Source organism: Acidovorax sp. GW835-FHT14B10 (assembly GCF_058793725.1).
The window spans coordinates 103,235-128,826 of the sequence record NZ_JBXAGC010000002.1 but is presented as its reverse complement, the minus strand read 5'-3'; the positions used below and the strand labels follow the sequence as shown (position 1 = coordinate 128,826).

General features: G+C 65.4%; 24 protein-coding genes and 1 tRNA gene. 10 read left to right on the top strand and 15 right to left on the bottom strand.

The window, feature by feature from the left end:
* Positions 1–117 precede the first annotated feature (117 nt).
* Positions 118–194: transfer RNA gene (locus tag AC1Q5S_RS02505), tRNA-Pro, on the bottom strand.
* Positions 195–239: 45 nt separating this feature from the next.
* Complete coding sequence (locus tag AC1Q5S_RS02500; protein ID WP_422202626.1) at positions 240–1,169, bottom strand: polyprenyl synthetase family protein; 930 nt, start codon at positions 1,167–1,169, stop codon at positions 240–242.
* Positions 1,170–1,399: 230 nt separating this feature from the next.
* Here AC1Q5S_RS02500 and rplU point away from each other — a divergent pair, with 230 nt between their 5' ends.
* The 4 genes from rplU (at position 1,400) to proB (ending at position 4,455) form a co-directional block, all read left to right on the top strand.
* Complete coding sequence (gene rplU / locus AC1Q5S_RS02495; RefSeq protein ID WP_005794184.1) at positions 1,400–1,711, top strand: 50S ribosomal protein L21; 312 nt, start codon at positions 1,400–1,402, stop codon at positions 1,709–1,711.
* A gap of 15 nt (positions 1,712–1,726) precedes the next feature.
* A complete protein-coding gene (rpmA, locus tag AC1Q5S_RS02490) occupies positions 1,727–1,984 on the top strand; it encodes a 50S ribosomal protein L27 (RefSeq protein ID WP_026437555.1) in 258 nt (85 codons plus the stop codon).
* 166 nt (positions 1,985–2,150) lie between these two features.
* Positions 2,151–3,221, top strand: a complete 1,071-nt coding sequence (gene cgtA / locus AC1Q5S_RS02485; protein WP_303835051.1) for an Obg family GTPase CgtA — start codon at positions 2,151–2,153, stop codon at positions 3,219–3,221.
* A 94-nt stretch (positions 3,222–3,315) separates the two neighbouring features.
* Positions 3,316–4,455: a glutamate 5-kinase gene (proB, locus tag AC1Q5S_RS02480; RefSeq protein ID WP_492238280.1), complete on the top strand. Its 1,140-nt coding sequence runs from the start codon at positions 3,316–3,318 to the stop codon at positions 4,453–4,455.
* A 105-nt stretch (positions 4,456–4,560) separates the two neighbouring features.
* Here the strand turns inward: proB and AC1Q5S_RS02475 are convergent, their stop codons facing one another.
* Positions 4,561–5,241, bottom strand: a complete 681-nt coding sequence (locus AC1Q5S_RS02475; protein ID WP_303835047.1) for an RNA pyrophosphohydrolase — start codon at positions 5,239–5,241, stop codon at positions 4,561–4,563.
* Positions 5,242–5,332: 91 nt separating this feature from the next.
* Here AC1Q5S_RS02475 and AC1Q5S_RS02470 point away from each other — a divergent pair, with 91 nt between their 5' ends.
* Positions 5,333–7,075: a proline--tRNA ligase gene (locus tag AC1Q5S_RS02470; protein WP_303835045.1), complete on the top strand. Its 1,743-nt coding sequence runs from the start codon at positions 5,333–5,335 to the stop codon at positions 7,073–7,075.
* A complete protein-coding gene (locus AC1Q5S_RS02465; protein WP_492238279.1) occupies positions 7,072–7,749 on the top strand; it encodes a lytic transglycosylase domain-containing protein in 678 nt (225 codons plus the stop codon). The genes AC1Q5S_RS02470 and AC1Q5S_RS02465 overlap by 4 nt, the downstream gene beginning before the upstream one ends.
* 28 nt (positions 7,750–7,777) lie before the next feature.
* On the opposite strand, the gene paeA is transcribed toward AC1Q5S_RS02465, so the two are convergent.
* The 5 genes from paeA to hemA all read right to left on the bottom strand — a co-directional run bounded on the left by paeA (position 7,778) and on the right by hemA (position 13,078).
* A complete protein-coding gene (gene paeA, locus AC1Q5S_RS02460) occupies positions 7,778–9,118 on the bottom strand; it encodes a polyamine export protein PaeA (RefSeq protein WP_492238278.1) in 1,341 nt (446 codons plus the stop codon).
* A gap of 171 nt (positions 9,119–9,289) precedes the next feature.
* Positions 9,290–9,613, bottom strand: a complete 324-nt coding sequence (grxD, locus tag AC1Q5S_RS02455; RefSeq protein ID WP_026437548.1) for a Grx4 family monothiol glutaredoxin — start codon at positions 9,611–9,613, stop codon at positions 9,290–9,292.
* A 49-nt stretch (positions 9,614–9,662) separates the two neighbouring features.
* A complete protein-coding gene (prmC, locus tag AC1Q5S_RS02450) occupies positions 9,663–10,505 on the bottom strand; it encodes a peptide chain release factor N(5)-glutamine methyltransferase (RefSeq protein WP_303835040.1) in 843 nt (280 codons plus the stop codon).
* A 76-nt stretch (positions 10,506–10,581) separates the two neighbouring features.
* Positions 10,582–11,670, bottom strand: coding sequence for a peptide chain release factor 1 (gene prfA / locus AC1Q5S_RS02445; protein ID WP_492238277.1), 1,089 nt, complete (start codon positions 11,668–11,670; stop codon positions 10,582–10,584).
* 100 nt (positions 11,671–11,770) lie between these two features.
* Positions 11,771–13,078 (bottom strand): glutamyl-tRNA reductase, encoded by a 1,308-nt coding sequence (gene hemA / locus AC1Q5S_RS02440; RefSeq protein ID WP_303833158.1) that lies wholly within the window; start codon positions 13,076–13,078, stop codon positions 11,771–11,773.
* Positions 13,079–13,150: 72 nt separating this feature from the next.
* On the opposite strand from hemA, the gene AC1Q5S_RS02435 reads away from it, so the two are divergent.
* On the top strand, positions 13,151–13,429 hold the full coding sequence (locus AC1Q5S_RS02435; RefSeq protein WP_492238276.1) for a hypothetical protein: 279 nt from the start codon (positions 13,151–13,153) through the stop codon (positions 13,427–13,429).
* Between the two features lie 52 nt (positions 13,430–13,481).
* On the opposite strand, the gene AC1Q5S_RS02430 is transcribed toward AC1Q5S_RS02435, so the two are convergent.
* Entirely contained in the window at positions 13,482–14,381 is a 900-nt protein-coding gene (locus AC1Q5S_RS02430; protein ID WP_492238275.1) for a LysR substrate-binding domain-containing protein, read from the bottom strand.
* A 109-nt stretch (positions 14,382–14,490) separates the two neighbouring features.
* On the opposite strand from AC1Q5S_RS02430, the gene AC1Q5S_RS02425 reads away from it, so the two are divergent.
* Positions 14,491–15,474 carry a tripartite tricarboxylate transporter substrate binding protein BugE gene (locus tag AC1Q5S_RS02425; RefSeq protein WP_492238274.1) on the top strand — a complete coding sequence of 328 codons (984 nt, stop codon included), beginning with the start codon at positions 14,491–14,493 and terminating at the stop codon, positions 15,472–15,474.
* Positions 15,474–16,364, top strand: a complete 891-nt coding sequence (locus tag AC1Q5S_RS02420) for an N-formylglutamate amidohydrolase (RefSeq protein ID WP_422203685.1) — start codon at positions 15,474–15,476, stop codon at positions 16,362–16,364. The genes AC1Q5S_RS02425 and AC1Q5S_RS02420 overlap by 1 nt, the downstream gene beginning before the upstream one ends.
* A gap of 59 nt (positions 16,365–16,423) precedes the next feature.
* Here AC1Q5S_RS02420 and AC1Q5S_RS02415 read toward each other — a convergent pair whose 3' ends face one another.
* From AC1Q5S_RS02415 to ugpB, 6 genes are all read right to left on the bottom strand, one after another.
* A complete protein-coding gene (locus tag AC1Q5S_RS02415) occupies positions 16,424–18,925 on the bottom strand; it encodes a DUF3772 domain-containing protein (protein WP_422203683.1) in 2,502 nt (833 codons plus the stop codon).
* A 61-nt stretch (positions 18,926–18,986) separates the two neighbouring features.
* A complete protein-coding gene (gene ugpQ, locus AC1Q5S_RS02410) occupies positions 18,987–19,727 on the bottom strand; it encodes a glycerophosphodiester phosphodiesterase (protein ID WP_492238273.1) in 741 nt (246 codons plus the stop codon).
* Between the two features lie 22 nt (positions 19,728–19,749).
* Positions 19,750–20,754 (bottom strand): sn-glycerol-3-phosphate import ATP-binding protein UgpC, encoded by a 1,005-nt coding sequence (locus tag AC1Q5S_RS02405; RefSeq protein ID WP_303833164.1) that lies wholly within the window; start codon positions 20,752–20,754, stop codon positions 19,750–19,752.
* A 63-nt stretch (positions 20,755–20,817) separates the two neighbouring features.
* Positions 20,818–21,666: a sn-glycerol-3-phosphate ABC transporter permease UgpE gene (gene ugpE, locus AC1Q5S_RS02400; RefSeq protein ID WP_303833165.1), complete on the bottom strand. Its 849-nt coding sequence runs from the start codon at positions 21,664–21,666 to the stop codon at positions 20,818–20,820.
* A gap of 6 nt (positions 21,667–21,672) precedes the next feature.
* Complete coding sequence (ugpA, locus tag AC1Q5S_RS02395) at positions 21,673–22,554, bottom strand: sn-glycerol-3-phosphate ABC transporter permease UgpA (RefSeq protein ID WP_422203677.1); 882 nt, start codon at positions 22,552–22,554, stop codon at positions 21,673–21,675.
* 119 nt (positions 22,555–22,673) lie between these two features.
* Entirely contained in the window at positions 22,674–23,990 is a 1,317-nt protein-coding gene (gene ugpB / locus AC1Q5S_RS02390; protein ID WP_492238271.1) for a sn-glycerol-3-phosphate ABC transporter substrate-binding protein UgpB, read from the bottom strand.
* Positions 23,991–24,287: 297 nt separating this feature from the next.
* Here ugpB and serA point away from each other — a divergent pair, with 297 nt between their 5' ends.
* Positions 24,288–25,517, top strand: coding sequence for a phosphoglycerate dehydrogenase (serA, locus tag AC1Q5S_RS02385; RefSeq protein ID WP_303833168.1), 1,230 nt, complete (start codon positions 24,288–24,290; stop codon positions 25,515–25,517).
* The last annotated feature ends 75 nt before the right edge of the window (positions 25,518–25,592 follow it).

The following is a 25,592-nucleotide window of genomic DNA, read 5'->3' as shown; positions in this document are numbered from 1 at the left end:
CAATTAGTGGTGGAAAAAACCATCCTATCATCCCCAAGCACTCGGGCCCTGTACAGCGCTGCCGGATTGGCAGGATTGCCACAGTGGGTGGGAATACCGCTTGATTGGTGCGGATAATGGTCGGGGTGAGAGGATTCGAACCTCCGGCCTCTACGTCCCGAACGTAGCGCTCTACCAGGCTAAGCTACACCCCGCGCATTGACACCGCTGATTACAAATTCCGCTGGGTTCGGCAGATTTCAGGCACGGCGCTCAAGCAATTGAGCGGCCAATTGTAGCAAGCTCGTGGAGTAGTCCCCTTTTGGCAGTTGCTCGGCAGCGGTCATTGCGCGGCGGGCTTCCGCGAAGGCTGCTGTGCGGGCTGCTTCCAGGGCTCCGGTGGTTCGCACAATGGCTACCACATCGTCAAGGCGGTCTGTGGAGCCTTCTTCGATGGCGTGTCGCACGACGGCCGCCTGTTCGGGGGTGCCTCTTTGCATGGCCACGATGAGGGGCAGGGTGGACTTTCCTTCGCGCAGATCATCACCCAGGTTCTTCCCCATTTCCAGGGTGTCCCCGTCATAGTCCAGTACATCGTCGATGATCTGGAATGCCGTGCCGAGGGCCTGCCCATAGTTTGCGCAGGCCTCTTCGATTGCGGGGGGGCTTTCGGCAAGAATGGCGCCCAGCCGCGCACTGGCTTCAAACAGCTTGGCGGTCTTGGAGCGGATGACCTGCAGGTACCCTGCCGCATCCAGGGAGGCATCGTGCATGTTCAACAACTGCAAGACCTCGCCTTCGGCAATCACGTTGGTGGCTTCGGACAGCACTTCCATGACGCGCATCTTTCCCGTCTCCACCATCATCTGAAATGAACGTGAGTGCAGAAAATCGCCCACCAGCACGCTCGCAGGGTTGCCGAAGGTCTGGTTGGCTGTGGCGCGCCCTCTGCGCAGGGTGGATGCATCCACGACGTCGTCGTGCAGCAGGGTGGCCGTATGGATCAGTTCGACTACGGCGGCCATGCTGAAGCGGTGGTGCTGCCGATAGCCGAGAGCGCCGCATATCAGCAGCAACAGTGCAGGGCGCAGTCGCTTGCCTCCGGCGGCGATGATGTATTGGGAGATTTGTGCCACCAGGGGCACGCTGGTTGTCAGGCGCTGGGCTATGACATGGTCCACTTCGCGCATGTCGTCGTTGATGATCGTCAGCGGTGATGTGGCGGTGGGGGTGAGGGGGGATGTCAAGATGAAGTGGCACGCAGAAAGTGCTGCGAATTATAGGAAGGACCGCACACAGGCAGGCCATTGCCTATGTCTTGGCGGTTCGGTGCACGCAGGGGTTGGCTGTTTTGATGCTTGGTGGTATAATTTTTGGCTCTGCGGAAATCCGTCTGCAGAACTCATATCAAGAGGTCAACATGTACGCGGTCATAAAAACCGGCGGCAAGCAGTATCGCGTTGCTTCCGGCGAAAAAATTAAAGTAGAACAGATTGCTGCGGACGTAGGCCAGGAAATTGTGATCGACCAGGTTCTGGCTGTCGGCAACGGCGCTGAACTGAAGGTGGGTACTCCCCTGGTGTCCGGCGCAACCGTGAAAGCCACTGTCGTGGCCCACGGCAAGCACGACAAAGTGCACATCTTCAAGATGCGCCGTCGCAAGCACTATCAAAAACGCCAAGGCCATCGCCAGCAGTTCACCGAGCTGCAAATCGGTGCGATTGCTGCTTAAGAAGGAGCTGATGTCATGGCACAGAAAAAAGGCGGCGGCTCTACGCGAAACGGGCGCGACTCCAAGCCAAAGATGCTGGGTGTCAAGGCGTTCGGTGGTGAACTGATCAGTGCTGGCTCGATCATCGTGCGCCAGCGCGGTACGCGCTTCCACCCCGGCAGCAATGTCGGCGTGGGCAAGGACCACACCTTGTTTGCCCTGGTGGACGGCCACGTGTCGTTTGGCACCAAGGGTGCGCTGTCCAAGCACACGGTCAATGTGACTCCCGCCTGAGGTTGATTCCTCTGGCAGCAATCGAAGCCCCGCCCTGTCGGGGCTTTGTTGTTTAAGGCGCTGGCCGGTACCATGGTGCTGGCCCGCGTGCCCCGCATGGACGGGGCTTTGTGCTTTCCGGAGGGTTCGCTCCCTGGCTTGCGCTCTTTTGTAAACTGGATACCCCATGAAGTTCGTCGATGAAGCCTATATTGACATTGCTGCCGGTGATGGTGGCAATGGCTGCGTGTCGTTCCGGCACGAAAAATACAAGGAATTCGGCGGTCCCAATGGGGGCGATGGCGGGCGCGGGGGGCATGTGTTTGCAGTGGCCGACCCCAATCTCAATACGCTGGTGGATTTCCGTTATTCGCGCCGCCACGAAGCCAAACGGGGCGAGCACGGCATGGGCTCCGACATGTTTGGCGCGGCGGGCTCTGACATCACCCTGAAGATGCCCGTGGGCACCATCATCACCGACGCGGAAACGGGCGAGGTGCTCTATGAATTGCTCAATCCCGGCGAGGTCATCACCATTGCCAAGGGTGGCGATGGCGGCTTTGGCAACATGCGTTTCAAAAGCGCCATCAACCGGGCGCCACGCCAGAAGACGCCCGGATGGCCGGGCGAGAAGAAAAACCTGAAACTCGAGCTGAAGGTGCTTGCCGATGTGGGCCTGCTGGGCATGCCGAACGCGGGCAAGTCCACCTTGATCACGGCAGTTTCCAATGCGCGTCCCAAGATCGCCGACTACCCTTTCACCACGTTGCACCCGAATCTCGGGGTGGTGCGCGTGGGCCCCGAGCAGAGCTTTGTGGTGGCCGATATTCCCGGTCTGATCGAGGGTGCCTCGGAAGGGGCGGGGCTGGGTCACCAATTCTTGCGCCACCTTCAGCGCACCCGCCTGCTGCTGCACATTGTGGATCTGGCGCCATTTGACGACGCGGTGGATCCTGTGGCCCAGGCCAAGGCCATCGTCAACGAACTGAAGAAATACGACCAGCAGCTCTACGACAAGCCGCGCTGGCTGGTGCTGAACAAGCTCGACATGGTGCCCGCCGATGAGCGGGAGGCCCGCGTCAAAGATTTTGTGAAGCGATTCAAGTGGAAAGGGCCGGTGTTCGAGATCTCTGCGCTGACACGCGAGGGTTGCGAGCCGCTGATCCATGCCATCTTCCGCCATGTGCAGTCGGAGCAGCGCATCGAAAACGAGCCGGAGGAAGTGGATCCACGGTTTGCAGGAGATGCCCCCGTCTGACGGGCTGTGCTGTCCACGCCGTCTATTTTGCTATACTTATAATAGCTATTGGCGCTTTATGTACAGGCGCTAGTGGTAAAAAATGACTCGAAAAATGGTTTCCAGCGTATTGCGCGATGCCCGCCGCATTGTGGTGAAAGTGGGTTCCAGTCTCGTTACCAACGAGGGGCGCGGCCTGGATGAAGCCGCCATCGGCGAGTGGAGCCGCCAGCTGGCGGCCCTGGTGCGCGGTGACGGCGGCGCACCCCGCGAGGTGGTGATGGTGTCCAGCGGCGCGATTGCTGAGGGCATGAAGCGCCTGGGCTGGACGGTGCGCCCCCAGGAAATCCACGAGTTGCAGGCCGCCGCCGCAGTGGGACAGATGGGGCTGGCGCAGATGTACGAGACCAAGCTGCGTGAACAAGGCATGGGCAGTGCGCAGGTGCTGCTCACCCACGCCGATCTCGCAGACCGTGAGCGTTATCTCAATGCCCGTTCGACCCTGCTGACCCTGCTGCGCCTGGGTGTCGTGCCGGTGATCAACGAAAACGACACCGTGGTCAATGACGAAATCAAGTTCGGCGACAACGATACCCTGGGGGCGCTGGTCGCCAATCTGGTGGAGGCGGATGCACTGGTCATTCTCACGGACCAGAAAGGCCTGTATACGGCCGATCCCCGCAAAGACCCGGCCGCGCAGTTCGTGCACGAAGCACAGGCGGGAGATCCCGCACTGGAAGCCATGGCCGGCGGGGCGGGCTCCAGCATTGGCAAAGGTGGGATGATCACTAAAATCCTGGCCGCCAAGCGGGCGGCAGGGTCCGGGGCTTCCACCGTGATCGCCTGGGGGCGGGAAGAAGACGTGCTGCTGCGTCTGGTGCACGGCGAGGCGCTGGGCACCCTGCTGGTGGCCCAGACGGCCAAAAAGCAGGCGCGCAAGCAGTGGATGGCCGACCATCTGCAGATGCGGGGCGCTGTCGTGGTCGACGCTGGTGCGGCAGCCAAGCTGCGCGATGAAGGTAAGAGCCTGCTGCCCATCGGCATGACGGCGGTGGAGGGAGATTTCTCGCGTGGCGAAGTGATTGCAGTGCGTGATCCGTCGGGGCGGGAGATCGCACGCGGGCTGGCCAACTACGCCAGCGCGGAAGCCCGGCTCTTGTGCCGCAAGCCCTCCTCCGAATTTGAAAAGCTGCTCGGTTATGTTGCGGAGTCGGAAATGGTGCACCGGGACAATCTGGTGCTCACCACAGGCTGATGACAGCAGTTGACCCAGGGGACCTGGGTCCGCTGGCCGCAGGAAGGCCGCCATCAGACTGTCCGGCACGCCCTGCATGCCGAAGGGCTCTTTCTGCCCGTCCCTCTAGACCGGTCGCGAACCCAGGCTGGGGAGCGGCAGGGCTTGCAGTTCTGCCGGCACACTGTTTTGCGGATCTGGGTCAAAACTTGCGCCCGGAGGCAGTTCCACCCCTGGATTCAACAGCAGGGAGCCCGCACGGTGCGTGGGGCTGCCTTGCGGCTCCGTGTCACGCGCGCGCATGCCGCTGCGCAGGTACCGGTTGCGCTGTTCGTGGCGTGGAAGGTAACGGGCCAGCTCGGTCAGGGCCATCTCATAGACGCCCCGCTTGAACTCGACCACCACATCCAGCGGCACCCAATAATCGTGCCAGCGCCAGGCATCAAACTCGGGGTGGTCGGTGGCCCGCAGGTTCAGATCCCAATCGTGGCCCACGAGTTGAAGCAGATACCAGATTTGTTTCTGGCCCTTGTAATGTCCGCGCGCGTCGCGCCGGATGTACCGGTCAGGCACCTCATAGCGCAACCAGTCCCGTGTTCGTGCGACCAAGCGCACATGGTTGGGATGCAGTCCCACCTCCTCGTGCAGCTCGCGGAACATGGCCTGCTCGGGGGTTTCGCCCCGGTCGATGCCACCTTGCGGAAACTGCCAGCTGTGGGTGCGAATGCGTTTGCCCCAGAACACCTGGTTCTTCTGGTTGAGCAGGATGATGCCGACGTTCGGCCGAAAGCCGTCCCGGTCAAGCATAATCAAACCCCAATTTTTAAACTGTGTCCATTATGCACGGCACCTACTGCGCGGCAAGTGGACCATTTCGTTCTGCCCGAAGCCGATCTCGATGAAAGCCTCCCAATTCTTCATTTCCACCCTCAAGGAAGCCCCGGCCGACGCCGAAGTGGTCAGCCACAAACTCATGATGCGGGCAGGTCTGATCAAGAAGCTGGGCGCAGGCATCTATAACTACATGCCCATGGGCCTTCGGGTGATTCGCAAGGTCGAGGCCATCGTGCGCGAGGAAATGAACCGTGCCGGTGCCGTGGAACTGACCATGCCGGTGGTGCAGCCGGCAGAGCTGTGGCAGGAGACAGGGCGGTTTGACAAGATGGGCCCCGAGTTGCTGCGTATCCAGGACCGCCATGGCCGTGACTTTGTGGTCCAGCCTACGAGCGAAGAAGTGATCACTGACATTGCGCGCCAGGAGATCAAGAGCTACAAGCAGTTGCCGAAGAACTTCTACCAGATCCAGACCAAGTTCCGCGACGAGCGCCGTCCGCGTTTCGGCCTCATGCGCGGCCGCGAATTCACCATGAAGGACGCCTACAGCTTTGACAAGGACCAGGCGGCGGCCAAGGCCAGCTACCAGGTCATGGCGCAGGCCTACCGCCGCATCTTTGACCGTTTCGGCCTGACCTACCGTGCCGTGGCCGCCGACAGCGGCGCCATCGGTGGCGACCTCTCCGAAGAGTTCCAGGTGATCGCCGCCACGGGCGAGGACGCCATCGTCTACTGCCCGGGGAGCGACTACGCGGCCAACATGGAAAAGGCCGAGGCCCTGGCGCCCACGGGGCCGCGTCCCGCACCCGCCCAGGCGATGGAAAAGACCGCCACCCCCGGCAAGGCCACCTGCGCCGATGTGGCGCAGCTGCTGGGCGTGCCATTGAGCACCACCGTCAAGTCGCTGGTTCTGGCCACCGACGAGACCAACGAGGCGGGCGAGATCGTCAAAAGCCAGGTCTGGCTGCTGCTGCTGCGCGGCGACCATGACATGAACGAGATCAAGGTCGGCAAGGTGCCCGGCCTGGCGGGCTTCCGCTTTGCCACGCTGGGCGAAATCGACGAACACTTTGGCTGCAAGCCGGGTTATCTGGGGCCCATCGGCCTGAAAAAGCCTTTGAAGATCGTGGTGGACCGCGAAGTCGCCCTGATGGCCGACTGGATCTGCGGCGCCAATGCGCCCGACTTCCACATCACCGGCGTGAACTGGGGCCGCGACCTGCCCGAGCCTGATGCGGTGGCCGACCTGCGCAACGTGGTGGCGGGCGACCCCTCGCCCGACGGCAAGGGGGTGCTGGCGATTGAGCGTGGCATCGAGGTGGGCCATGTGTTCTACCTGGGAACCAAGTACAGCCGGGCCATGAACGCGACCTTCCTGGACGAAACCGGCAAGCCCCAGCCGCTGGAGATGGGCTGCTACGGCATTGGCGTCACGCGCCTGCCTGCCGCCGCCATCGAGCAGAACCACGACGAGCGCGGCATCATCTGGCCCGACGCCATTGCGCCGTTCACCGTGGTGGTCTGCCCGGTGGGCATGGACCGCAGCGAAGCCGTCAAGGCCACGGCCGAGCAGCTTTATGCCGGTCTGCTGGCCGCCGGCGTCGACGTGATCCTGGACGACCGCGGCGAGCGCCCGGGTGCCATGTTTGCCGATTGGGAGCTGATTGGTGTGCCGCACCGCGTGACCATTGGCGACAAGAGCCTCAAAGAAGGCGTGGTCGAGTACCAGCACCGCCGTGATGCGGCTGCCACCAAGGTGGCGGTCGCCGACATTCTGGCCCATGTGAAGGGACGTATGGCCGTATGACGGGCGAGCGAGATTGGCCTGCCAGCGCATCGGCCCTGAACGGCGTGTCCCGCCGAGCGTGCCTGGTGTCGCTGGCCGCGCCGGCTGCATGGCTGGTGGCGCCGGCGCAGGCCCACGCGGGCGGGCAGCTGGAAGAACCCTTGATGGATTCGGTGCGCACGGCGCTGACCTCGGCCGTGGGCAACTACGCGCCGCCCGAGCCGGAGTTTTTCACCACCGAGTCCCGGCTGCACTACCTGCGCTGGCTGGGCACCATGAGCGACCGCCTGCGCCGTCGCAAACCCGAGTGGGAAGTGCGTCGCGATTTTCTGCAGACCGTGTGGTACGAGTCCAAACGTGCGGGGCTGGATGTCTCGCTGGTCTTGGGGCTCATCCAGGTGGAGAGCGCCTTTCGCAAGTTTGCCGTGTCCAGCGTCGGTGCGCGGGGCTACATGCAGGTCATGCCGTTCTGGACGCGCGTGATCGGCGACGGTGATCCGGGCAAGCTGTTTCACATGCAGACCAACCTGCGCTTTGGCTGCGTCATCCTGCGCCACTACCTTGATCGTGAACGGGGCGACCTTTTCATGGCGCTGGGTCGCTACAACGGCAGCCGGGGGCGCTCGCCCTATCCGGATGCCGTGTTTGGAGCGCAGCGCAACTGGCTGTTCAGCGAAAAACCCGCAGCGGCCTGATGCACCAAGGCGGCACGGGGCGCAAGATCTATGGTGCCGCCGGCTCTGCAGGGGTTGCCGCGCTGCCACTGGCTACCGGCACCGGCGTCAGGCGCGACACCATCACCTGGTCGATGCGGAAGCTGTCCACGTCCAGCACCTCGAACTTGTAGCCGCCCCAGACCACGCTGTCGGTGCGCCGGGGGACGCGGCGCAGCATCACCATCAGGAAGCCGGCCAGGGTTTTGTATTCGTCGCTGTGCGGCAGTTCATCGAGGCTCAGCGCGTGCAGCACGTCTTCCACCGGGGTGACGCCATCGATGAGCCATGAGTTTTCGTCGCGCCGCACGATCAGTTCTTCATCGGCCGGGCCCACCAGATCGCCCATCACGATGCTCATCACGTCGTTCAGCGTGACCACGCCGACCACCAGGCTGTATTCGTTCACGATCACGGCAAAGTCCTCGTGCACCTGGCGGAACTGCTCCAGCACCTCGGACAGGGTGAGCCGGTCGGGCACGATGAGCACCTTGCGCACCAGACTGTCATCGGCCAGCGAGATCGGCTGGTTGTTCAGCACGCGCTGGAACAGGTCCTTGGCGTCCACGTAACCCACCACATGGTCGATGTCGCCCTCGCATACCGGGTAGGTCGAGAAGGGCTCGGCCGCGATGCGCAGGCGGATGACGGCGTCGGGCTCGTCGCGCAGGAAGAACGCCACGCGGTCGCGCGGGGACATGGCACTGGACACCGTGCGCGTGTCCAGCTCGAACACGTTGGTGATGACCTGCTGCTCGCGCGCAGCCAGCACGCCCGCGCGCGCGCCGGCTTCCATCATCGCCAGGATGTCGTCGGAGGTGATGCGGTCGTCCCGCAGCGAGGACATGCCCAGCAGGCGAAACAGGGCGTCCGCGCCCTTGCTGTAGAACCATACGAGCGGGCGCAGCATGGCCATCAGAAACACCATGGGCTGCGCCAGCCGCACCACGGTGTTTTCTGGATCGGCCATGCCCAGGCGTTTGGGGAACAGGTCGGAAAACAGGATGAACAGCGAGGTGATGGCCACGAACGACGCCAGAAAACCGATGTTCTGCGCACTGCCATCCGACAGCCACAGCCCGAACAATGCCGTGAAATGCGGGCTCAGTGCGCCTTCGCCCACAATGCCCCCCAGGATGGCCACCGCGTTCTGGCCCACCTGCACCACGGTGAAATAGTCGCCCGGTTGCTCCTGCAGGCGCAGCACCCGGTCGGCGCGGGTATCGCCCTCGTCCGCCATCTGGCGCAGGCGCAGCCGGCGCGCTGCAGCCAGCGAAATCTCTGCCATCGAAAAGAAGGCACTGGCCGCGATGAGCAGGCCAATCACCAGCAGGCTTTGGGTCAGGGTCATGGTAGGTGGACGACGGGCAGATACGGGCGGCGCTGCCACGGGGCCCTGTGAGTGTAGCGGCGCGCGTGCGCGGCCCCGGCGGCGCTGCACCCGCGGCTGCCGCCATGCAAAAGGCCGCCCGGGGGCGGCCTTGCAGCGCAGGATGCGCGGGCGGAAGGGCCCGGCGGGCTGTCAGCCCTCGGTGCCCAGCACCTGCTTGAGCTCGCCCGACTCGTACATCTCCATCATGATGTCCGAGCCGCCGATGAACTCGCCCTTCACATACAGCTGGGGAATGGTGGGCCAGTTGCTGTATTCCTTGATGCCCTGGCGGATTTCCTCGTCTTCCAGCACGTTGACGGTGGTCAGCGCCTTGGTGTCCACGCCACAGGCCTTGAGGATCTGGATGGCGCGGCCCGAGAAGCCGCACATCGGAAAGCTGGCATTGCCTTTCATGAACAGCAGGATGTCGTTGGACTTCACGAGGGCGTCGATGCGTTGTTGGGTGTCGCTCATGGGGGTTCTCCTTGAAGGGGCTGACGGGCGCAGGCCCGCAATGGGGGGATTATTTCACTGTTGGCCACTGCCCGCCGGTGCAACGCGCGATGCCGGCGAGGTCATTGCGGCTTTGCACCTGTGCAAAACCCCGCGCCTGCAGCAGCGCTCTGACGGCGCCGGCCTGGTCATGGCCATGCTCCAGCAGCAGCCAGCCGCCAGGCTGCAGGTGCGCCGGGGCCTGGGCGACGATGGTGCGGATGTCGTCCAGGCCGTCGGCTCCGCTGGCCAGGGCCTGCAGGGGCTCATGGATCAGCGCGGCCAGGTGCGGGTCGGCGGCGGCAATGTAGGGCGGGTTGGAAACGATGGCCTCGAACCGGCCTTGCACTGCAGCCAGCCAGTGGCCCTGCAGGAACCGCACGGGCAGCGCCAGCCGCTGCGCATTGGCCTGCGCCACGGCCAGGGCATCGGCGCTGGCATCCACCGCCAACACCTGGGCCGTGGGGCGCTGGTGTTGCAGGGCCAGCGCAATGGCGCCGCTGCCGGTGCCCAGGTCCAGCACGTTCGGGGTGGGCAGGGGGGCAATCACTTCCAGGGCCCAGTCCACCAGCGTTTCGGTGTCGGGGCGTGGGTCGAGCACGCGGGCGTCCACCTGCAGGGGCAGGCCGTAAAACTCCTTGCGGCCCGTGAGGTAGGCCACGGGTTCGCCTGCGGTGCGGCGCTGGCACAGGGCCAGGAACTGCGCGTGCACCGCGAGGTCCAGGGCGTCGGTGTCGTGCGCCAGCAGCCAGGCGCGGCCGGCGTCGGGGCGGGCCAGGGCGTGCAGCAGCAACAGTTGGGCGTCGATGCGTTCCAGGCCCAGGGTGCGGGCCTGGTCCAGTGCCTGCGCCAGGGTGGGGGTTGTGTTGGTCACTCTTGTGGTGATGGCTGTTGGCGCTTGATGGGTCAACGCCAGAGGTCCATCTGATTCAAATATTGGTGGAAGATCGTCAGCCCGTGGCGCCCATTTCCAGCTCTTCGAGCTGTTCGGCCTCGCGCGCGTGGGCCAGGGCCAGCAGCACGTCGGCCAGGTCGCCGTCCATCACGTACTGCAGCTTGTAGAGCGTGAGGTTGATGCGGTGGTCGGTCAGGCGCCCCTGCGGGAAGTTGTAGGTGCGGATGCGGTCGCTGCGGTCGCCGCTGCCGATCAGGCCCTTGCGCAGCGCAGCCTCCTTGGCGGCGCGTTCGCTGCGTTCCTTTTCCTGGATGCGGGCCTGCAGCACCTGCAGCGCCTTGGCCTTGTTGCTGTGCTGGCTGCGCCCGTCCTGGCATTCGGCCACGATGCCGGTGGGCAGGTGCACCACGCGCACGGCCGAGTCGGTCTTGTTGATGTGCTGGCCGCCCGCGCCCGATGCGCGGAAGGTGTCGATACGCAGATCTGCCGGGTTGAGCTTGATGGCCTCGGTCTCGTCGGGCTCGGGCATCACGGCCACGGTGCAGGCGCTGGTGTGGATGCGGCCCTGGGTTTCGGTGGCGGGCACGCGCTGCACGCGGTGGCCGCCGGACTCGAACTTGAGGGCGCCATACACCTGGTCGCCTTCGATGCGCAGCACGATTTCCTTGTAGCCACCCAGCTCGGCCGCGTTCTCGCTGACCACTTCGACTTTCCAGCCCACGCGGTCGGCGTAGCGCATGTACATGCGCGTGAGGTCGCCCGCGAACAGTGCGGATTCATCGCCGCCCGTGCCTGCGCGGATTTCCACAAACGCATTGCGTGCGTCGTCCGGGTCCTTGGGCAGCAGCAGGCGCTGCAGTTCGTCTGCGAGCTGCAGCAGCTCGGTCTCGGCGGAGGTGATTTCTTCCTGCGCCATCTCGGCCATGTCGGGGTCGGCCAGCATCTCGCGCGCGCCCTCCAGGTCGGCCTCGCGCTGCTGGTAGCGGGCATAGCGGCCCGCAATCTGTGTGACTTCGGCGTGCTCGCGCGAGATGGCGCGGTACTGCGCCATGTCGGCCATGATGTCCTCGCGCGAGAGCAGAAAGTCCAGTTCGCCCAGACGCTGTGCATAGCGTTCCAGCTGGCTTCGGAGAAAGGGTTTCATGCGAGGGGGGAAGTGAATGCTACTGAATGTGTAGCTTAATGCGCCTGTGGATCAGGCGTCAGGGCTGATCTGGCTTGAAATTCGGAGCAGGCGGGCGCCGCTACAGCCTGGTCTTGCTCTGCGAGCGCAGGAACAGGCGCGAGACGGTCTGCGCGGTTTGCGCACGCATGTCGGCGTCGCCGGCCCGCAGCTCGGCCATGGTGCCGTGCAGCATCTTCTGGGCCAGGCCGCGCGACAGGGCCTCCAGCACGGCATCCACATCCTCGCCCTTGGCCAGCAGCTTCTTGGCTCGGGCGATCTCCAGGGCGCGCCATTCGTCGGTCTGGGCGTTGATCTGCTGGATCAGGGGCACCACGCCGCCGACCTGTCCGATGGGGCTGCGCAGCTCCATCCAGTGCATGAAGCTTTGCACGCCGGCATCGATGATGGCCTCGGCCTGCGCCACGGCCGCCTGGCGATTGGCCTGGGCGGTCTGTACCACGCTGGCCAGGTCGTCCACGGTGTAGAGGTACACGTCGCCGAGGGCCTTGACCTCGGGCTCGATGTCGCGCGGCACGGCCAGGTCGACCATGAACATGGGGCGGTGGCGGCGCTTCTTGAGGGCCCGCTCCACGGCGCCCAGGCCAATGATGGGCAGGGTGCTGGCCGTGCAGCTGATGATGGCGTCGAATTCGTGCAGGCGCTCGGGCAGGTCGGACAGGCGCATCACCTCGCCGCCAAAACGCGTGGCCAGCTTCTCGCCGCGTTCGAGCGTGCGGTTGGCGATGGCAATCGACTGGGGGCTCTTGGCCGCGAAGTGCGTGGCCGCCAGCTCGATCATCTCGCCCGCGCCGACAAACAGCACGCGAATCTTGCTGAGATCTTCAAACAGCTGGCCCGCCAGGCGCACGGCGGCGGCGGCCATGCTGATGCTGTGTGCGCCGATCTCGGTGCTGGTGCGCACTTCCTTGGCCACGGCAAAGCTGCGCTGAAAAAGCTGGTTGAGCGTGGTGCCCAGCGCCCCGGCGGTTTCGGCGGCGCGCACGGCGTTTTTCATCTGCCCCAGGATCTGGGCTTCGCCCAGCACCATCGAGTCGAGCCCGCTGGCCACGCGAAAGGCGTGGCGTGCCACCAGGCTGTCTTCGAGGGTGTAGGAGTGCGAGCGCAGCAGCGCGGGGCTCACGCCGCCGCTTTGCGCCAGCCAGCCCAGCGTGTGGTCCATGGCGGCCTGCTCGCCCGCGCAATAGATCTCGGTGCGGTTGCAGGTGGAAATGATGGCGGTTTCAACGCCTGGGTGGCGGCTGCTCTGGCCCAGCGACTGGCGCAGGCCCTGCAGCGTGGGCGTGATCTGGTCGAGCGCAAACGCAAACCGGCCGCGCAGGTCGAGCGGCGCGGTGGTGTGGTTGATGCCGAGGGCCCAGACTGCCATAAGCGCCGATTATAAAATTGTTCGCAGTACCGGGCACCGTGTCTGCCCAAACCTTGATCTGGGTCATGTTTTATGGGTCTTCTGGACGCTCTTTACCACGCTGTGAATTTCATGGCACCCGCTGCGGCGCTGGCCCTGCTGCTGGTGCTGGGGGGGCGTTGGATACGACCCAAAGGCCAGCCGATGCTTACGTGGCGGGCGCAGATAGCTCTTCATTTTGTGGTTGGCTGCGCCGTGCTGGTGGCCGGGCTGGTGGTGCTGGGCCGCGACGGCAAGATGCTCACCTATGCGGCGCTGGCGCTGGCCTGTGCCAGTTGCCAATGGGTGCTGGTGCGCGGCTGGCGGGCGTAGGGGTGGGGTTTCGGGGCCGTTTCGCTGTGTTCGCCTTGCCGCCGCACGGGGGCTATGCGGACCCTGGTTGTGCCTGTGCCAGCAGCCACAGCCGAAAGTCCTGCAACGCGGCCGGGGCGGCCCGGCCCGCTGGCTGGCACAGAGAGTAGCCACGGTCGATCACCACGGACTGCGGCACCGCAATGGCAATGCGGCCGGCCGCCAGGTCTTTTTCCACCAGGCAGTGCTGGACGACCGCCACCCCGAGCCCCGCGATCACGGCCTGCACCAGCAGGGCGACCAGCTCGAAGTCGGCCGCAGGCGCCAGCGGCGGGTGCGGGCAGCCCACGCCCTCGAACCAGCGGGCCCAGTTGTCCGGGTAATTGGTGTGGAACAGCAGCGGGCGTGCCAGCAGGTCTTGCGCCGTGCGGATGGCATGGGGGCCCTGCAGGTCGGTGGGGCGGCAGATGGGCACGAGTTCGCGCCCCACCACATAGTCGGCCTGGATGTGGCGCGGCCATTCGCGCGTGCCCACGCGCAGCCAGGCATCGATCTCGGGCGCCTGCAGCGGATCGTCCCGCCGGTAGGGGGCGAACGACAGCGTGGTGTCCGGGTGCTGGGCGTGGAAGTCGGGCAGGCGGGGAATCAGCCAGTGGCTGAACAGCGTGGGCGGGACCGACAGGCGCAGCGCACGCTCGGCGCGGCGGGTCTGCAGGGCCACGGTGGCCGCCTCGATCGCGGCGATGGCGGGGGCGATGGCGTCCAGGTACGACTGGCCGGTGGCCGTGAGCACGCTGCGCCGCCCCTCGCGTACAAACAGGGCCAGCGCCAGGTGCTCTTCCAGGCGCGCGATGGCGCGGCTGATGGCGCCCTGTGTCACATGCAGTTCATCCGCCGCCTGGGAAAAGCTGCCCAGGCGCGCCGCCGTGGCGAAGGCGTGCAGTTCGGACAGGGAGGGGGAGCGGATGCGCATGGCCGTGGGATTGGTGAGCGTTGGTAATGGATGGGTGCCGCATTGTCGCTTTTCCTCCCTGGTGCGATTGTCCAGAATGGACGTTCAATTCATTACAAGGGAGAAAGCCATGATGTCTCGCCGTTGCCTTGCTGCCACCCTGGCCGCCAGCGCCGCCGCCCTGTGTGTGCCGGGCGCGCTGGCCCAGGCCAGCGATTACCCGGCCCGTCCGATCAAGCTGATCGTGCCGTTTGCCGCCGGTGGCTCCACCGACATGGTGGCGCGCATGCTGGCCGACAAGATGACGGCGGTGCTGGGCAAGGCCGTGGTGGTGGACAACAAGGGCGGCGCGGGCGGCTCGCTGGGGGCCGACGCGATCGCCAAGGCCGCACCCGATGGCTACACCATCGGCATGGCCACGGTGAGCACCCACGGTGCCAATCCGGCCATCTACGCCAAGCTGCCCTATGACGCGGTCAAGGATTTCGCCCCCATCACCAACGTCATGGCCGTGCCCAGCGTGTTCGTGGTGCACACCAGCGTGCCCGCCAAGAACATGAAGGAATTCATCGCCCTGGCCAAGGCCCATCCCGGCAAATACACCTTTGCCTCGCCGGGTACCGGCTCGCTGGGCCACGCCAACATCGAGAACTTCATGGACCTGGCGGACATCCGCCTGCTGCACATCCCCTACAAGGGTGCGGGCCAGGCCATCAACGATGCGCTGGCGGGCCAGGTCGATTCCATGACCGACAACCTGCCTTCGACCCTGCCGCACATCAAGTCGGGCAAGCTGCGCCCGCTGGCGGTGCTGGCCCTGAAGCGCAGCCCGGTGCTGCCCGACGTGCCCACCTATACCGAGCTGGGTTACCCCGGCATGGGCGACGGCGGCTGGTTCGGCCTGGTGGCGCCGACCGGTACGCCCACGGCCGTGATCCAGAAGCTCAACGACGCGGCCCACAAGGTCATGGCCAGTGCCGACTACATCGAGCGCATGAACGCGATCTCGGGCGAGTCCATGGCCAACACGCCGGCCCAGTTCGCCAAGCAGATCGATGCCGCGATCGCGCGCTACCAGGGCGTGGCCAAGAAGGCCAATATCCGTATCGATTGATGGTCTTGCCCGACTTCCTGCAGCCCCGGCCGGAAGCCCCGGTCGAGGTGCGCGCGCCCACCGCGGCGGCCCTGCCGCTGGTGTGCGACTCGCCGCACAGCGGCACGGCCTACCCGGCCGACTTTGGCCATGTCGTGCCCCTGTCGTTGCTGCGCCGGGGCGAGGACACGCACATCCATACGCTGTGGCAGGAGGCGCCGGCCCATGGTGCCACCCTGATCGCGGCGACCTTTCCCCGCACCTATATCGACCCCAACCGCAGCGAGTTCGATATCGACCCCGCCATGCTGGCTGGCGACTGGCCCGGCCCCCTGACGCCGGGCGAGAAAACCCGCCAGGGCCTGGGCCTGGTGTGGGCGTGCATCAACAAGGATGGCGTGGCGACGCCGCTGTATGACCGCCGCCTGACCGTGGCCGAGGTGCAGGGGCGCATCGCCAACTACTGGCGCCCCTACCACGCCGCGCTGCAGCAGGCCATCGACACGAGCGTGCAGCGCTTTGGCGGCGTGTGGCATCTGAACCTGCACTCCATGCCGAGCGACGTGTACCGGCGCCTGGGCCGTACCAATGCGCCGCCCCTGGCCGACTTCGTGCTGGGCGACCGCGATGGCACCACCTGCGCACCCGAATTCATCCATCTGATCGGCGACACGCTGCGGGGCTTTGGCTACAGCGTGGCCTGCAACGAGCCCTACAAGGGCGTGGAGCTCATCGGCCGCATCGGCCAGCCGCAGCGGGGGCGCCACAGCCTGCAGATCGAGATTCGCCGCCCGGTCTACATGGACGAGGACACGCGGGAGCCCAACGCCGGCTTTGCGCCGCTGCAACAGCACCTGGACCGGTTGCTGGGCGTGGTCGCCGGCTATGTGCGGGCGCAACGGACGGCTTGAAGCCCAATTGGCCGTGAGGGTTTGTATGGCAAGTGCAAGAAGCTATTGAAAAAGGAGCGTCATGCGGGCTCTGGCAGCGGTGGCTCTGGCGTGGCGTCGCGCGGTGCCTGGGCCACCGAGGTGGTGGCTGGCGGCGACAGCGCCAGGCCTGCCTCGCGCAGCGCATCCAGGATGGCGAACAGCACGTCGCTGCGCACGCCCGCGGCGTTGCGCGGGCTGCTCACGTAGCCGATCGCCAGGAAGGTGAGCGTGCCACTCTGAACGCCCTCCAGCGTCACCGACGGTGCGGGGTTCTCCAGGATGTCCTCGTGCGCATGGAAGGCCCGCAGGATCAGCGCGTGCATGCGCCGCGCGTCGGTATCGAGCGGCGCGGGCAGGCGCAGCAGCACGCGGCCCTGGGCGCTGCCCAGCGTCATGTTGCGCACGGTCTTGGTGATGAATTCGGAGTTGGGCACGATCACCGTGGAGCGGTCGCCTAGCTGGATCTCGGTGGCGCGCACGTTGACGCGGCGCACGTCGCCCTCGGTGTCGCCCAGCACCACCCAGTCGCCCACCTTCACGGGACGCTCGGCCAGCAGGATCAGGCCCGAGATGAAGTTCTGCACAATGGCCTGCAGGCCGAAGCCGATGCCCACCGACAGCGCGCTGGCCACCCAGGCGATGCGCTCCACGCTGATCCCCAGGCCCGCCAGCGCCACCGCGATCACCACCACCCCGCCCACATAGCCCAGCAGCGTGACGATGGAGCTGCGCATGCCCGGCTCCAGCGAGGTGTGCGGAAAGTAGCGTTCACTGAGCCAGTGCTTGCCAATGCGGATGGCGACAAAGCCCGCGCAAATCACCGCCAGCGCGGTCAAAAGCGCCTGGGGGGCGAGCGTCAGATCGCCCACCTTCAGGCTGTGGTCCACATTGCTGCCGCGGCGAAAGAGTTCGTCCGGGTTGGTGCCCAGCGGTGCCATCAGCGCGATGACCATGTAGAAAAACAGCAGCACGCGCAGCACGCCCGAGAGCACCACCGCGGACTGGTCGAGCAGTTGCGCGCCGATGCCCAGCGTGGTGTGGATGCGTGCGCCGACGCTGCCCTTGGACGACAGCAGCGCCTGGCTCAGATCGTCGGCCAGCTGGAACAGAAGATAGGTGGTGGCAAAGACCACGCCAGACCACACCATCTGCCGCGCCAGCGTGCCGGCCAGCGCGATGAAGCCGAAGGCCACCGCCGCCACGGTGAGCACCACCGCAACGCCGGCACCGGCCAGGATCAGGCCCACCCACAGGGGCCTGGTCTCGCCGTCTGGCCGTTCGTGCGCTGCCTCGTCGCCGACCGCAGCGCCATCGGGCGTGGCGTGCAGACGGCCCAGCGCCACGGCCACCGAGAAGGACAGCAACAGCGCGAAGACCGCGTGAACCAGCACCTCGGCCGCCAGGCTGGCGCCGATGATCGCGTTGACGTCGGTCACCACGGCGCCCAGTGCCGACAGCGCGGCCGTCCACCACGGAAGGGGGCTCAGGCGCCGGGCCAGATCGTCGGAGATGGGCAGCAGGCGCCAGGAGCTGCGCCGGCGAGACAGCAGCCCATGGCCCAGCGTGACCACGAAGGCGGCATAGGCGGCGGCGCGCACGGTGGCCTGCTGCAGCGCCAGCAGGTTGTCCGGCAGCGGCCCGCCGAGCTTGAGCGCGCTCCAGGCAAATTGCATGGCGGTGCCGACGATGAGCACGTTGGCCACGATGGCGGCCATGGCCAGCAGGGAGCGTCGCAGCCGCCCCGCCGGCAGGCGCGAGGGCAGAACGCGCACGAGGATGCGCTCGGCCAGCCAGGTGCCCGCCACGGCCAGCAGCAGGGCCAGCAGCAGGTAGCCCTGGAAGGCGTTGCGGTGCTTGGAATCCAGCGCCGCGCGCGCTGCGCCGAGCAGATCTGCGCCCAGCACCCGCAGGCGCGCGAAGTCGCCCGGGGCGGCCTGGCGCAGGGTGCGCCAGAAGGAGGGGCTCAAGGGCGAGTCGGCGTGCGTGGTCAGCGCGGCCTGAAACTGCAAGCGGCGCTGGCGCACGAGGTCGGCACCGCGCTGTTCGGCATCCACGGCGATCAGGCGCGCGAGCTTGAGTTCGGCGTCAATCTCGGTGCGCTGCTTGTTCAGGCTCGCGCGTTGCGCGGCCACGTCCGGTGCTTCCGCCGGGGTGCCCTTGGCGGGCGCCGGGCCCAGGCCGGCGAGGCGCAGGTCCAGTTCGGCCAGCTCGGTGGTGCGATGGTCCGCCAGGCGTTCGGCCGCCGTGCCCACGGCGTTGATTTCGTCCAGCAGCTGGCGGTTGCTGTCCGCTTCGTCGAGTTTCCTGGGAATGGCGTCCAGCTGCCTGCGCAGTTCGTCCACCTGGGGCAGGGGGGTGTTGTCCTTGCCGGTCTGGTCCATGGTGGACTTCGTCGACTGGTCCTGGGCCAGCGCAGGGGCCGGGCCCAGTGCCCCCAGCCAGCCCGCGAGCAGCCAGCACAGCAGCAGGCGCGCCAGCGGCCGGGGTGCTGCCGGCAGGGCGGGTGGCTTGGGCGGGGGGAAGGTGTGGCGGCGGTGCATGCACGTATTTTCAGCCTGCGCGGGGTGCGGCGCGTGAGCAACTGTGCGGGCGGACCCACCGCTATCGGGCGGGGCTGAACAGATCGACGCGGTCGGTGATGATGCCGTCGGTTCCCAGGTCGATCAGGCGTTGGGCAGTCCACTCGTCGTTCACCGTGTAGCCCAGGGCGCGCAGGCCGAGCGCATGCACTTGTGCCACCAGGGCCGCATCCCACAGTGCGTGGTTGCACACCAGCGCCTGGCAGCCCAGTTGCTGCGCCAGGTCAAGGCAGCCCGGCTGCAGGGTGTCGATCAGCAGGCCGCGCGGCAACTGCGGCGCAGCGGCCTGGGCCGCCGCCAGCGCATCGGGCCGGAACGAGGTGAGCAAGGGCGCAATGGCTGTGGTGGGCCAGATGTGTGCCAGCAGCTCGGCCACCGCGCGGCCGGTGGCGGCTTCGGTGCCGGGCGTGGGCTTGATCTCCACATTCAGGCAGAAATGGCTGGCCAGGCACCAGCGCGCCAGCGCCTCCAGCGTGGGCAGGCTTTCACCTGCGTGAGTGCGCGAATGCCAGCTGCCGGCGTCCAGCTGCGACAGGGCAGACCAGGGCAGCTCGCCGCCCGTGCCATGGCCATTGGTGGTGCGCTGCAGCGTGGCATCGTGCAGCAGGAACAGCACGCCATCGGCGCTGAGCTTGGCGTCGCATTCGAACATGCGGTAACCGTATTGCGCGCCCAGTCGGAATGCCGACATCGTGTTTTCGGGGGCCAGCTTGCCGGCGCCACGGTGGGCGATCCAGCGGGGATAGGGCCAGGGGTTCTCCATGGTCTGCATTCGTCGGGGCAGGTCAGAGGCGTTTGCCGGACTGGGCATCGAACCAGTGCAGGCGGTCCGCGCGCGGCGTGATATGGATGGTGTCGCCTGCCTGGGGCGAGGCGCTGCCTTCGTCAATGCGCACTATCAGGTGGTCGCCGCCCATGGTGGCGTAGACCAGGCGCTCGGCGCCCAGCAGTTCGACCGTGTCCACCCGCACCTGCCAGCCGGTGGCGGTGATGTCCAGGTGCTCGGGGCGAATGCCCACAATGGTGCCGGGCTTGCTGTTGGGCGCGTGGTGCAGCAGGTTCATGGGCGGCGAGCCGATGAAGCTGGCCACAAAGATCGATGCCGGCGTGTGGTAGACCTCTTCGGGCGTGCCGAACTGCTCCATGTTGCCGGCGTTCATCACGATCATGCGCTGCGCCAGCGTCATGGCCTCGACCTGGTCGTGCGTGACGAACAGGCTGGTGATGCCCAGCTCGCGGTGCAGCTTCTGGATCTCGATGCGCGTCTGCGCGCGCAGCTTGGCGTCGAGGTTGGACAGCGGTTCGTCGAACAAAAACACCTGCGGCTGGCGCACGATGGCCCGGCCCATGGCCACGCGCTGGCGCTGGCCGCCCGACAGCTCGCGCGGCTTGCGTTCGAGCAGGTGGCCCAGTTCCAATATCTTGGCGGCCTTGTCCACGCGCGTCTTGATCTCGTCCCGGGGCACGCTGGCGATCTTGAGGCCGTAGGCCATGTTGTCGAACACGCTCATGTGCGGGTACAGCGCGTAGTTCTGGAACACCATGGCGATGTCGCGCTGCGCGGGTTCGAGGTTGTTGACCACGCGCTCGCCGATGGCGATCGTGCCGTCGGTGATTTCTTCCAGGCCGGCCACCATGCGCAGCAGCGTGGATTTGCCACAGCCCGAGGGGCCGACGATGACGACGAATTCACCGTCATGGATTTCGGCGTTCACGCCGTGGATCACCGGGTTGGCCTTGGGGCCGTGGCCGTAGCGCTTGACGATGTTGCGAAGGGTGATGGATGCCATATTTGCTATTGAATGAACAGCTGCAAGCGCTTTCTTCATAAGCGTTGCAGGTGGTTTTGACGCTTATTTCTCGGTATCTACCAGGCCCTTGACGAACCACTTCTGCATCAGGATGACGACGGCTGTGGGCGGCAGCATGGCCACGATGGCGGTGGCCATCACGATGTTCCAGTCCACGGCGGCCTCTCCGCCGGCCAGCATGCGCTTGATACCGATCACCACGGGGTACATGTCTTCCGTGGTGGTCATCAGCAGGGGCCACAGATACTGGTTCCAGCCGTAAATGAACTGGATCACGAACAGCGCGGCAATCGACGTGCGCGACAGCGGCACCAGCACGTCCTTGAAGAAGCGCATCGGGCCCGCGCCATCCATGCGCGCGGCTTCCACCAGTTCGTCGGGCACCGTCAGGAAGAACTGGCGGAACAAAAAAGTGGCAGTGGCCGAGGCGATCAGCGGCAGCGTGAGGCCCGCGTAGCTGTTGAGCAGGCCCAGGTCGGCCACCACCTTGTAGGTGGGCAGGATGCGCACTTCCACCGGCAGCATCAGCGTCACGAAGATGGCCCAGAAGCACAGCATCTTGAACGGGAAGCGGAAGTACACGATGGCGAACGCCGACAGCAGCGAAATCGCGATCTTGCCCACGGTGATGACCATGGCCACCACGAAGCTCACCCACATCATGTGCAAAACGTTGGTGTTGGAGCCCAGCTTGCCCGAACCGAACAGCGCGGCCCGGTAGTTGTCCCACAGGTGGGCACCGGGCAGCAGCGGCATGGGCGACTGCACGATGGCCTCGGCCGTGTGGGTGGATGCGATCAGCGCCAGGTACAGCGGAAAGGCCACGATGGCCACGCCGAGGATCAGCACGGCGTGGGACAGGAAATTGAGCCAGGGATTGCGGTCAACCATGGGGCCTCAGTATTGGACTTTTTTCTCGACGTAGCGGAACTGCACCACCGTGAGCGCCACCACGATGCACATCAGGATCACCGACTGCGCGGCCGAGCCGCCCAGGTCCAGCGCCTTGAAACCGTCCTGGTACACCTTGTAGACCAGGATGGAGGTGGACTGGCCGGGGCCGCCCTGGGTGGCCGCGTCGATGATGCCGAAGGTGTCGAAGAACGCGTAGACGATGTTGATCACCAGCAAAAAGAAGGTGGTGGGCGACAGCAGCGGCAGCTGGATGTTCCAGAACCGGCGCCAGGGGCCCGCACCGTCGATGGATGCGGCCTCGATCAGTGCCTTTGGTATCGATTGCAGGCCCGCCAGGAAGAACAGGAAGTTGTAGGAAATCTGCTTCCATACCGAGGCGATCACGATGAGTGCCATGGCCTGCCCGTCGTTCATCATGTGGTTCCAGTTGTGGCCCAGCGCACCCAGGTAGTAGGTGACCACGCCAATGGAGGGCGAGAACAGGAACACCCACAGCACGCCGGCAATCACCGGTGCCACTGCATAGGGCACGATGAGCAGGGTCTTGTAGACCAGGGCAAAGCGCACGATGCGGTCGGCGAAGATGGCCAGCGCGAGCGACACCACGATGCCGATGCCCGCCACCAGCACCGAGAACACGGCCGTGCGCTGGAAGGAATCGAGATAAGAGGGGTTGTCCACCAGCTGGCGAAAGTTGTCCAGCCCCACCCATTCGGTGCTCATGCCGAAGGCGTCCTCCATCTGGAACGATTGGATCACGGCCTGGGCGGCGGGCCAGAAGAAGAAGATGCCGATGATGAGCAACTGGGGGGCGATCAGCACCCAGGGCAGCCAGGCCGAGCGGAAAAGTACGCGTTTTTCCATGGCGGTCACAAACAAAAAAAACGCCGGTGCAGGGCCGCAACCGTCGGAAAAGGTGAAGCGGCCTTCAGGATCGGGCCGCAGAGGCAGGGCGGGCGCCCAGTGGCGCCCGCCCCCTGATCTTATTGTTTGTACGAGCGCTCGAAGCGGGTCAGCAGCTCGTTGCCGCGATTCACGATGGCGTCCAGGGCCTCCTTGGCCGATTTCTTGCCGGACCAGACCTGCTCGAGTTCTTCGTCCTCGATGGCACGGATCTGCACGTAGTTGCCCAGGCGGATGCCGCGGGAGTTGTCGGTCACCTTGCGCACCATCTGGTTCACGGCCACGTCGGTGCCGGGGTGCTTGGCGTAGAAGCCGGACTTGTCCGTCAGCTCATAGGCGCCCATGGTGATGGGCAGGTAGCCCGTGCGCTGGTGGCTGGCGGCCTGCACCTTGGTTTGCGACAGGAATTCGAAGAACTTGGCCACGCCCTTGTATTCCTCGGGCTTCTTGCCGGCCATGACCCACAGCGAGGCGCCGCCGATCACGGTGTTCTGCGGAGCGCCCTTCACGTCGGGGTAGTAAGGCATGGGGGCCAGGCCGTAGGCGAACTTGGCGTTCTTGGCCACGTCGCCGTAGAAGCCCGACGAAGTCTGGATCATGGCGCATTCACCGGCGGTGAACGAAGCCTGTGCCGCGGAGCCGCGGCCCTTGTACAGGTACTCGCCCGCCTTGGCGGCCTTGGCCAGGTTGTCGATGTGCCGCACGTGCAGCGGCGAGTTGATCTTCATGCGGGCCTTGTGGCCATTGGCGCTCAGGCCGTTCTTTTCGGTGGCGAACTCGATGTTGTGCCAGGCGGAGAACGACTCCAGCTGGGTCCAGCCATTCCAGGCCAGCGTCATGGGGCAGCTGTGGCCGCTGGCCTTGAGCTTCTTGGCGGCTTCGAACACTTCGGGCCAGGTGGCCGGGGCCTTGTCGGGGTTCAGGCCGGCCTTCTTGAAGGCGTCTTTGTTGTAATAGAAGACAGTGGTGGAGCTGTTGAACGGGAAGCTCAGTATCTGTCCATTGGGGGCCGTGTAGTAGGCCGCCACGGCGGGGATGTAGGCCTTGGGATCGAAGTCGGCGCCGGCGTCCTGCATCACCTTGGCCACGGGCACGGTGGCGCCCTTGCTGGCCATCATGGTGGCTGTGCCCACCTCGAACACCTGCAGGATGTGCGGTGCGTTGCCCGAGCGGAAGGCCGCAATGGCGGCGGTCATGCTTTCGTCATAGGCACCCTTGAAGGTGGGCACCACCTTGTATTCCTTCTGGCTTTCATTGAACTGCCGGGCCAGGTCGGTGACCCACTCGTTGTTCACGGCCGTCATCGAATGCCACCACTGGATTTCGGTCTGTGCTTGGGCAGAAACGCACACGGTGGTGGCAAGGGCGGCGGTCAAGGCCAGGTGCTTGAATTGCATGAATACTCCTCCAGAATGACGAAGACATAAAGGGACCATGCTAGGTAGCCCCTGTGTCAGTGGTGTGTCGTTGTCGCACAGACCATTTACCCCGACAACCGGGGAAACCCGTTGCGCGTTCTTGGTGGTTTGGTACTGTGACGGTCATGTAACAATTTGCGTGAATTCACCGTTGGCATCAAGGCCATTGCGGGCAGGGTGGCGGTTTTTTGTGCAATGCATCATGCTTGGTGCCTTGCCGGATTGCAGCGCCTCGTGCCCATGCAAGCCAGGTCTTTTCTCCACCCTCACTTCGCCATGGCCACCACTTCTCTGGACAAAAGCAAGATCAAATTCCTGTTGCTGGAGGGCATCCATGCGTCTGCGGTGGATGTGATACGGGCGGCGGGTTACAGCCAGATCGAGACGGTGTCTGGGGCGCTTGCCGATGACGACCTGCGCCGCAAGATCGCGGACGCCCATTTCGTGGGTATCCGCTCGCGCACCCAGCTGACGCAGGAGGTGTTTGCCCACGCGCCCAAGCTGGTGGCGGTGGGTTGCTTCTGTATTGGCACCAACCAGGTGGACCTGAATGCTGCACGCGAGCGCGGCATTGCGGTCTTCAATGCGCCCTATTCGAACACCCGTTCGGTGGCCGAGCTGGTGCTGGCCGAGGCCATCCTGCTGTTGCGCGGGATCCCCGAAAAGAATGCGGTGGCGCACCGGGGCGGCTGGCTCAAGTCGGCCGACAACGCCTATGAGATCCGCGGCAAGACGCTCGGCATCGTGGGTTATGGCTCCATCGGCACGCAGCTGTCGGTGCTGGCCGAGGCGCTGGGCATGCATGTGGCATTTTTCGATGTGATCAACAAGCTGCCCCTGGGCAATGCCCGGCAGGTGCAGCACCTGCACGACTTGCTGGGCCAGAGCGACATCGTGAGCCTGCATGTGCCCGAGCTGCCGTCCACCGAAGGGATGATGGGTGCGGCTGAAATTGCGGCCATGAAGCCGGGCGGCATCCTCATCAACGCAGCGCGCGGCACGGTGGTGCAGATCGAGCCGCTGGCCGAGGCGCTGAAGGCCAAGAAGCTGCTGGGCGCCGCCATCGACGTGTTCCCGGTCGAGCCGCGCACCAACAAGGACGAATTCGTGTCGCCCCTGCGCGGGTTCGACAACGTCATCCTCACGCCCCACATCGGCGGCTCCACCATGGAGGCGCAGGCCAACATCGGTCTGGAGGTGGCGGAAAAGCTCGTGAAATACAGCGACAACGGCACCAGCACCTCGTCGGTCAACTTCCCCGAGGTGGCGCTGCCCGCGCACCCTGGCAAGCACCGCCTGCTGCACATCCACCGCAACGTGCCGGGCGTGCTGTCCGAGATCAACCGCATCTTCTCGGACAACCAGATCAACGTCTCGGCGCAGTACCTGCAGACCAACGAGAAGATCGGCTATGTGGTGATCGATATCGACGCCGCTTCGTCCGACCTGGCGCTGGACAAGCTGGCCCATGTGCCTGGAACACTGCGCAGCCGCGTGCTGTTCTAGCCGGCCCCGGGCGCGCCAGCGGCCCGTGGCATAAAATCTTCCCCCCAAGGCTCATGGGCGCAGAGCGCCCGCCCA

Bases quoted from the DNA above. Each gene is read 5' to 3' on its own strand.
- rpmA (WP_026437555.1), top strand. From the start codon at position 1,727: ATGGCACAGAAAAAAGGCGGCGGCTCTACGCGAAACGGGCGCGACTCC.
- serA (WP_303833168.1), top strand. From the start codon at position 24,288: ATGGCCACCACTTCTCTGGACAAAAGCAAGATCAAATTCCTGTTGCTG.
- ugpB (WP_492238271.1), bottom strand. From the start codon at position 23,990: ATGCAATTCAAGCACCTGGCCTTGACCGCCGCCCTTGCCACCACCGTG.
- AC1Q5S_RS02470 (WP_303835045.1), top strand. From the start codon at position 5,333: ATGAAAGCCTCCCAATTCTTCATTTCCACCCTCAAGGAAGCCCCGGCC.
- AC1Q5S_RS02420 (WP_422203685.1), top strand. From the start codon at position 15,474: ATGGTCTTGCCCGACTTCCTGCAGCCCCGGCCGGAAGCCCCGGTCGAG.
- AC1Q5S_RS02465 (WP_492238279.1), top strand. From the start codon at position 7,072: ATGACGGGCGAGCGAGATTGGCCTGCCAGCGCATCGGCCCTGAACGGC.
- hemA (WP_303833158.1), bottom strand. From the start codon at position 13,078: ATGGCAGTCTGGGCCCTCGGCATCAACCACACCACCGCGCCGCTCGAC.
- AC1Q5S_RS02405 (WP_303833164.1), bottom strand. From the start codon at position 20,754: ATGGCATCCATCACCCTTCGCAACATCGTCAAGCGCTACGGCCACGGC.
- cgtA (WP_303835051.1), top strand. From the start codon at position 2,151: ATGAAGTTCGTCGATGAAGCCTATATTGACATTGCTGCCGGTGATGGT.
- AC1Q5S_RS02430 (WP_492238275.1), bottom strand. From the start codon at position 14,381: ATGCGCATCCGCTCCCCCTCCCTGTCCGAACTGCACGCCTTCGCCACG.
- AC1Q5S_RS02500 (WP_422202626.1), bottom strand. From the start codon at position 1,169: ATGCGCGAAGTGGACCATGTCATAGCCCAGCGCCTGACAACCAGCGTG.
- ugpQ (WP_492238273.1), bottom strand. From the start codon at position 19,727: ATGGAGAACCCCTGGCCCTATCCCCGCTGGATCGCCCACCGTGGCGCC.
- AC1Q5S_RS02425 (WP_492238274.1), top strand. From the start codon at position 14,491: ATGATGTCTCGCCGTTGCCTTGCTGCCACCCTGGCCGCCAGCGCCGCC.
- rplU (WP_005794184.1), top strand. From the start codon at position 1,400: ATGTACGCGGTCATAAAAACCGGCGGCAAGCAGTATCGCGTTGCTTCC.
- proB (WP_492238280.1), top strand. From the start codon at position 3,316: ATGGTTTCCAGCGTATTGCGCGATGCCCGCCGCATTGTGGTGAAAGTG.
- AC1Q5S_RS02435 (WP_492238276.1), top strand. From the start codon at position 13,151: ATGGGTCTTCTGGACGCTCTTTACCACGCTGTGAATTTCATGGCACCC.
- prfA (WP_492238277.1), bottom strand. From the start codon at position 11,670: ATGAAACCCTTTCTCCGAAGCCAGCTGGAACGCTATGCACAGCGTCTG.
- ugpA (WP_422203677.1), bottom strand. From the start codon at position 22,554: ATGGAAAAACGCGTACTTTTCCGCTCGGCCTGGCTGCCCTGGGTGCTG.
- AC1Q5S_RS02475 (WP_303835047.1), bottom strand. From the start codon at position 5,241: ATGCTTGACCGGGACGGCTTTCGGCCGAACGTCGGCATCATCCTGCTC.
- ugpE (WP_303833165.1), bottom strand. From the start codon at position 21,666: ATGGTTGACCGCAATCCCTGGCTCAATTTCCTGTCCCACGCCGTGCTG.
- grxD (WP_026437548.1), bottom strand. From the start codon at position 9,613: ATGAGCGACACCCAACAACGCATCGACGCCCTCGTGAAGTCCAACGAC.
- AC1Q5S_RS02415 (WP_422203683.1), bottom strand. From the start codon at position 18,925: ATGCACCGCCGCCACACCTTCCCCCCGCCCAAGCCACCCGCCCTGCCG.
- paeA (WP_492238278.1), bottom strand. From the start codon at position 9,118: ATGACCCTGACCCAAAGCCTGCTGGTGATTGGCCTGCTCATCGCGGCC.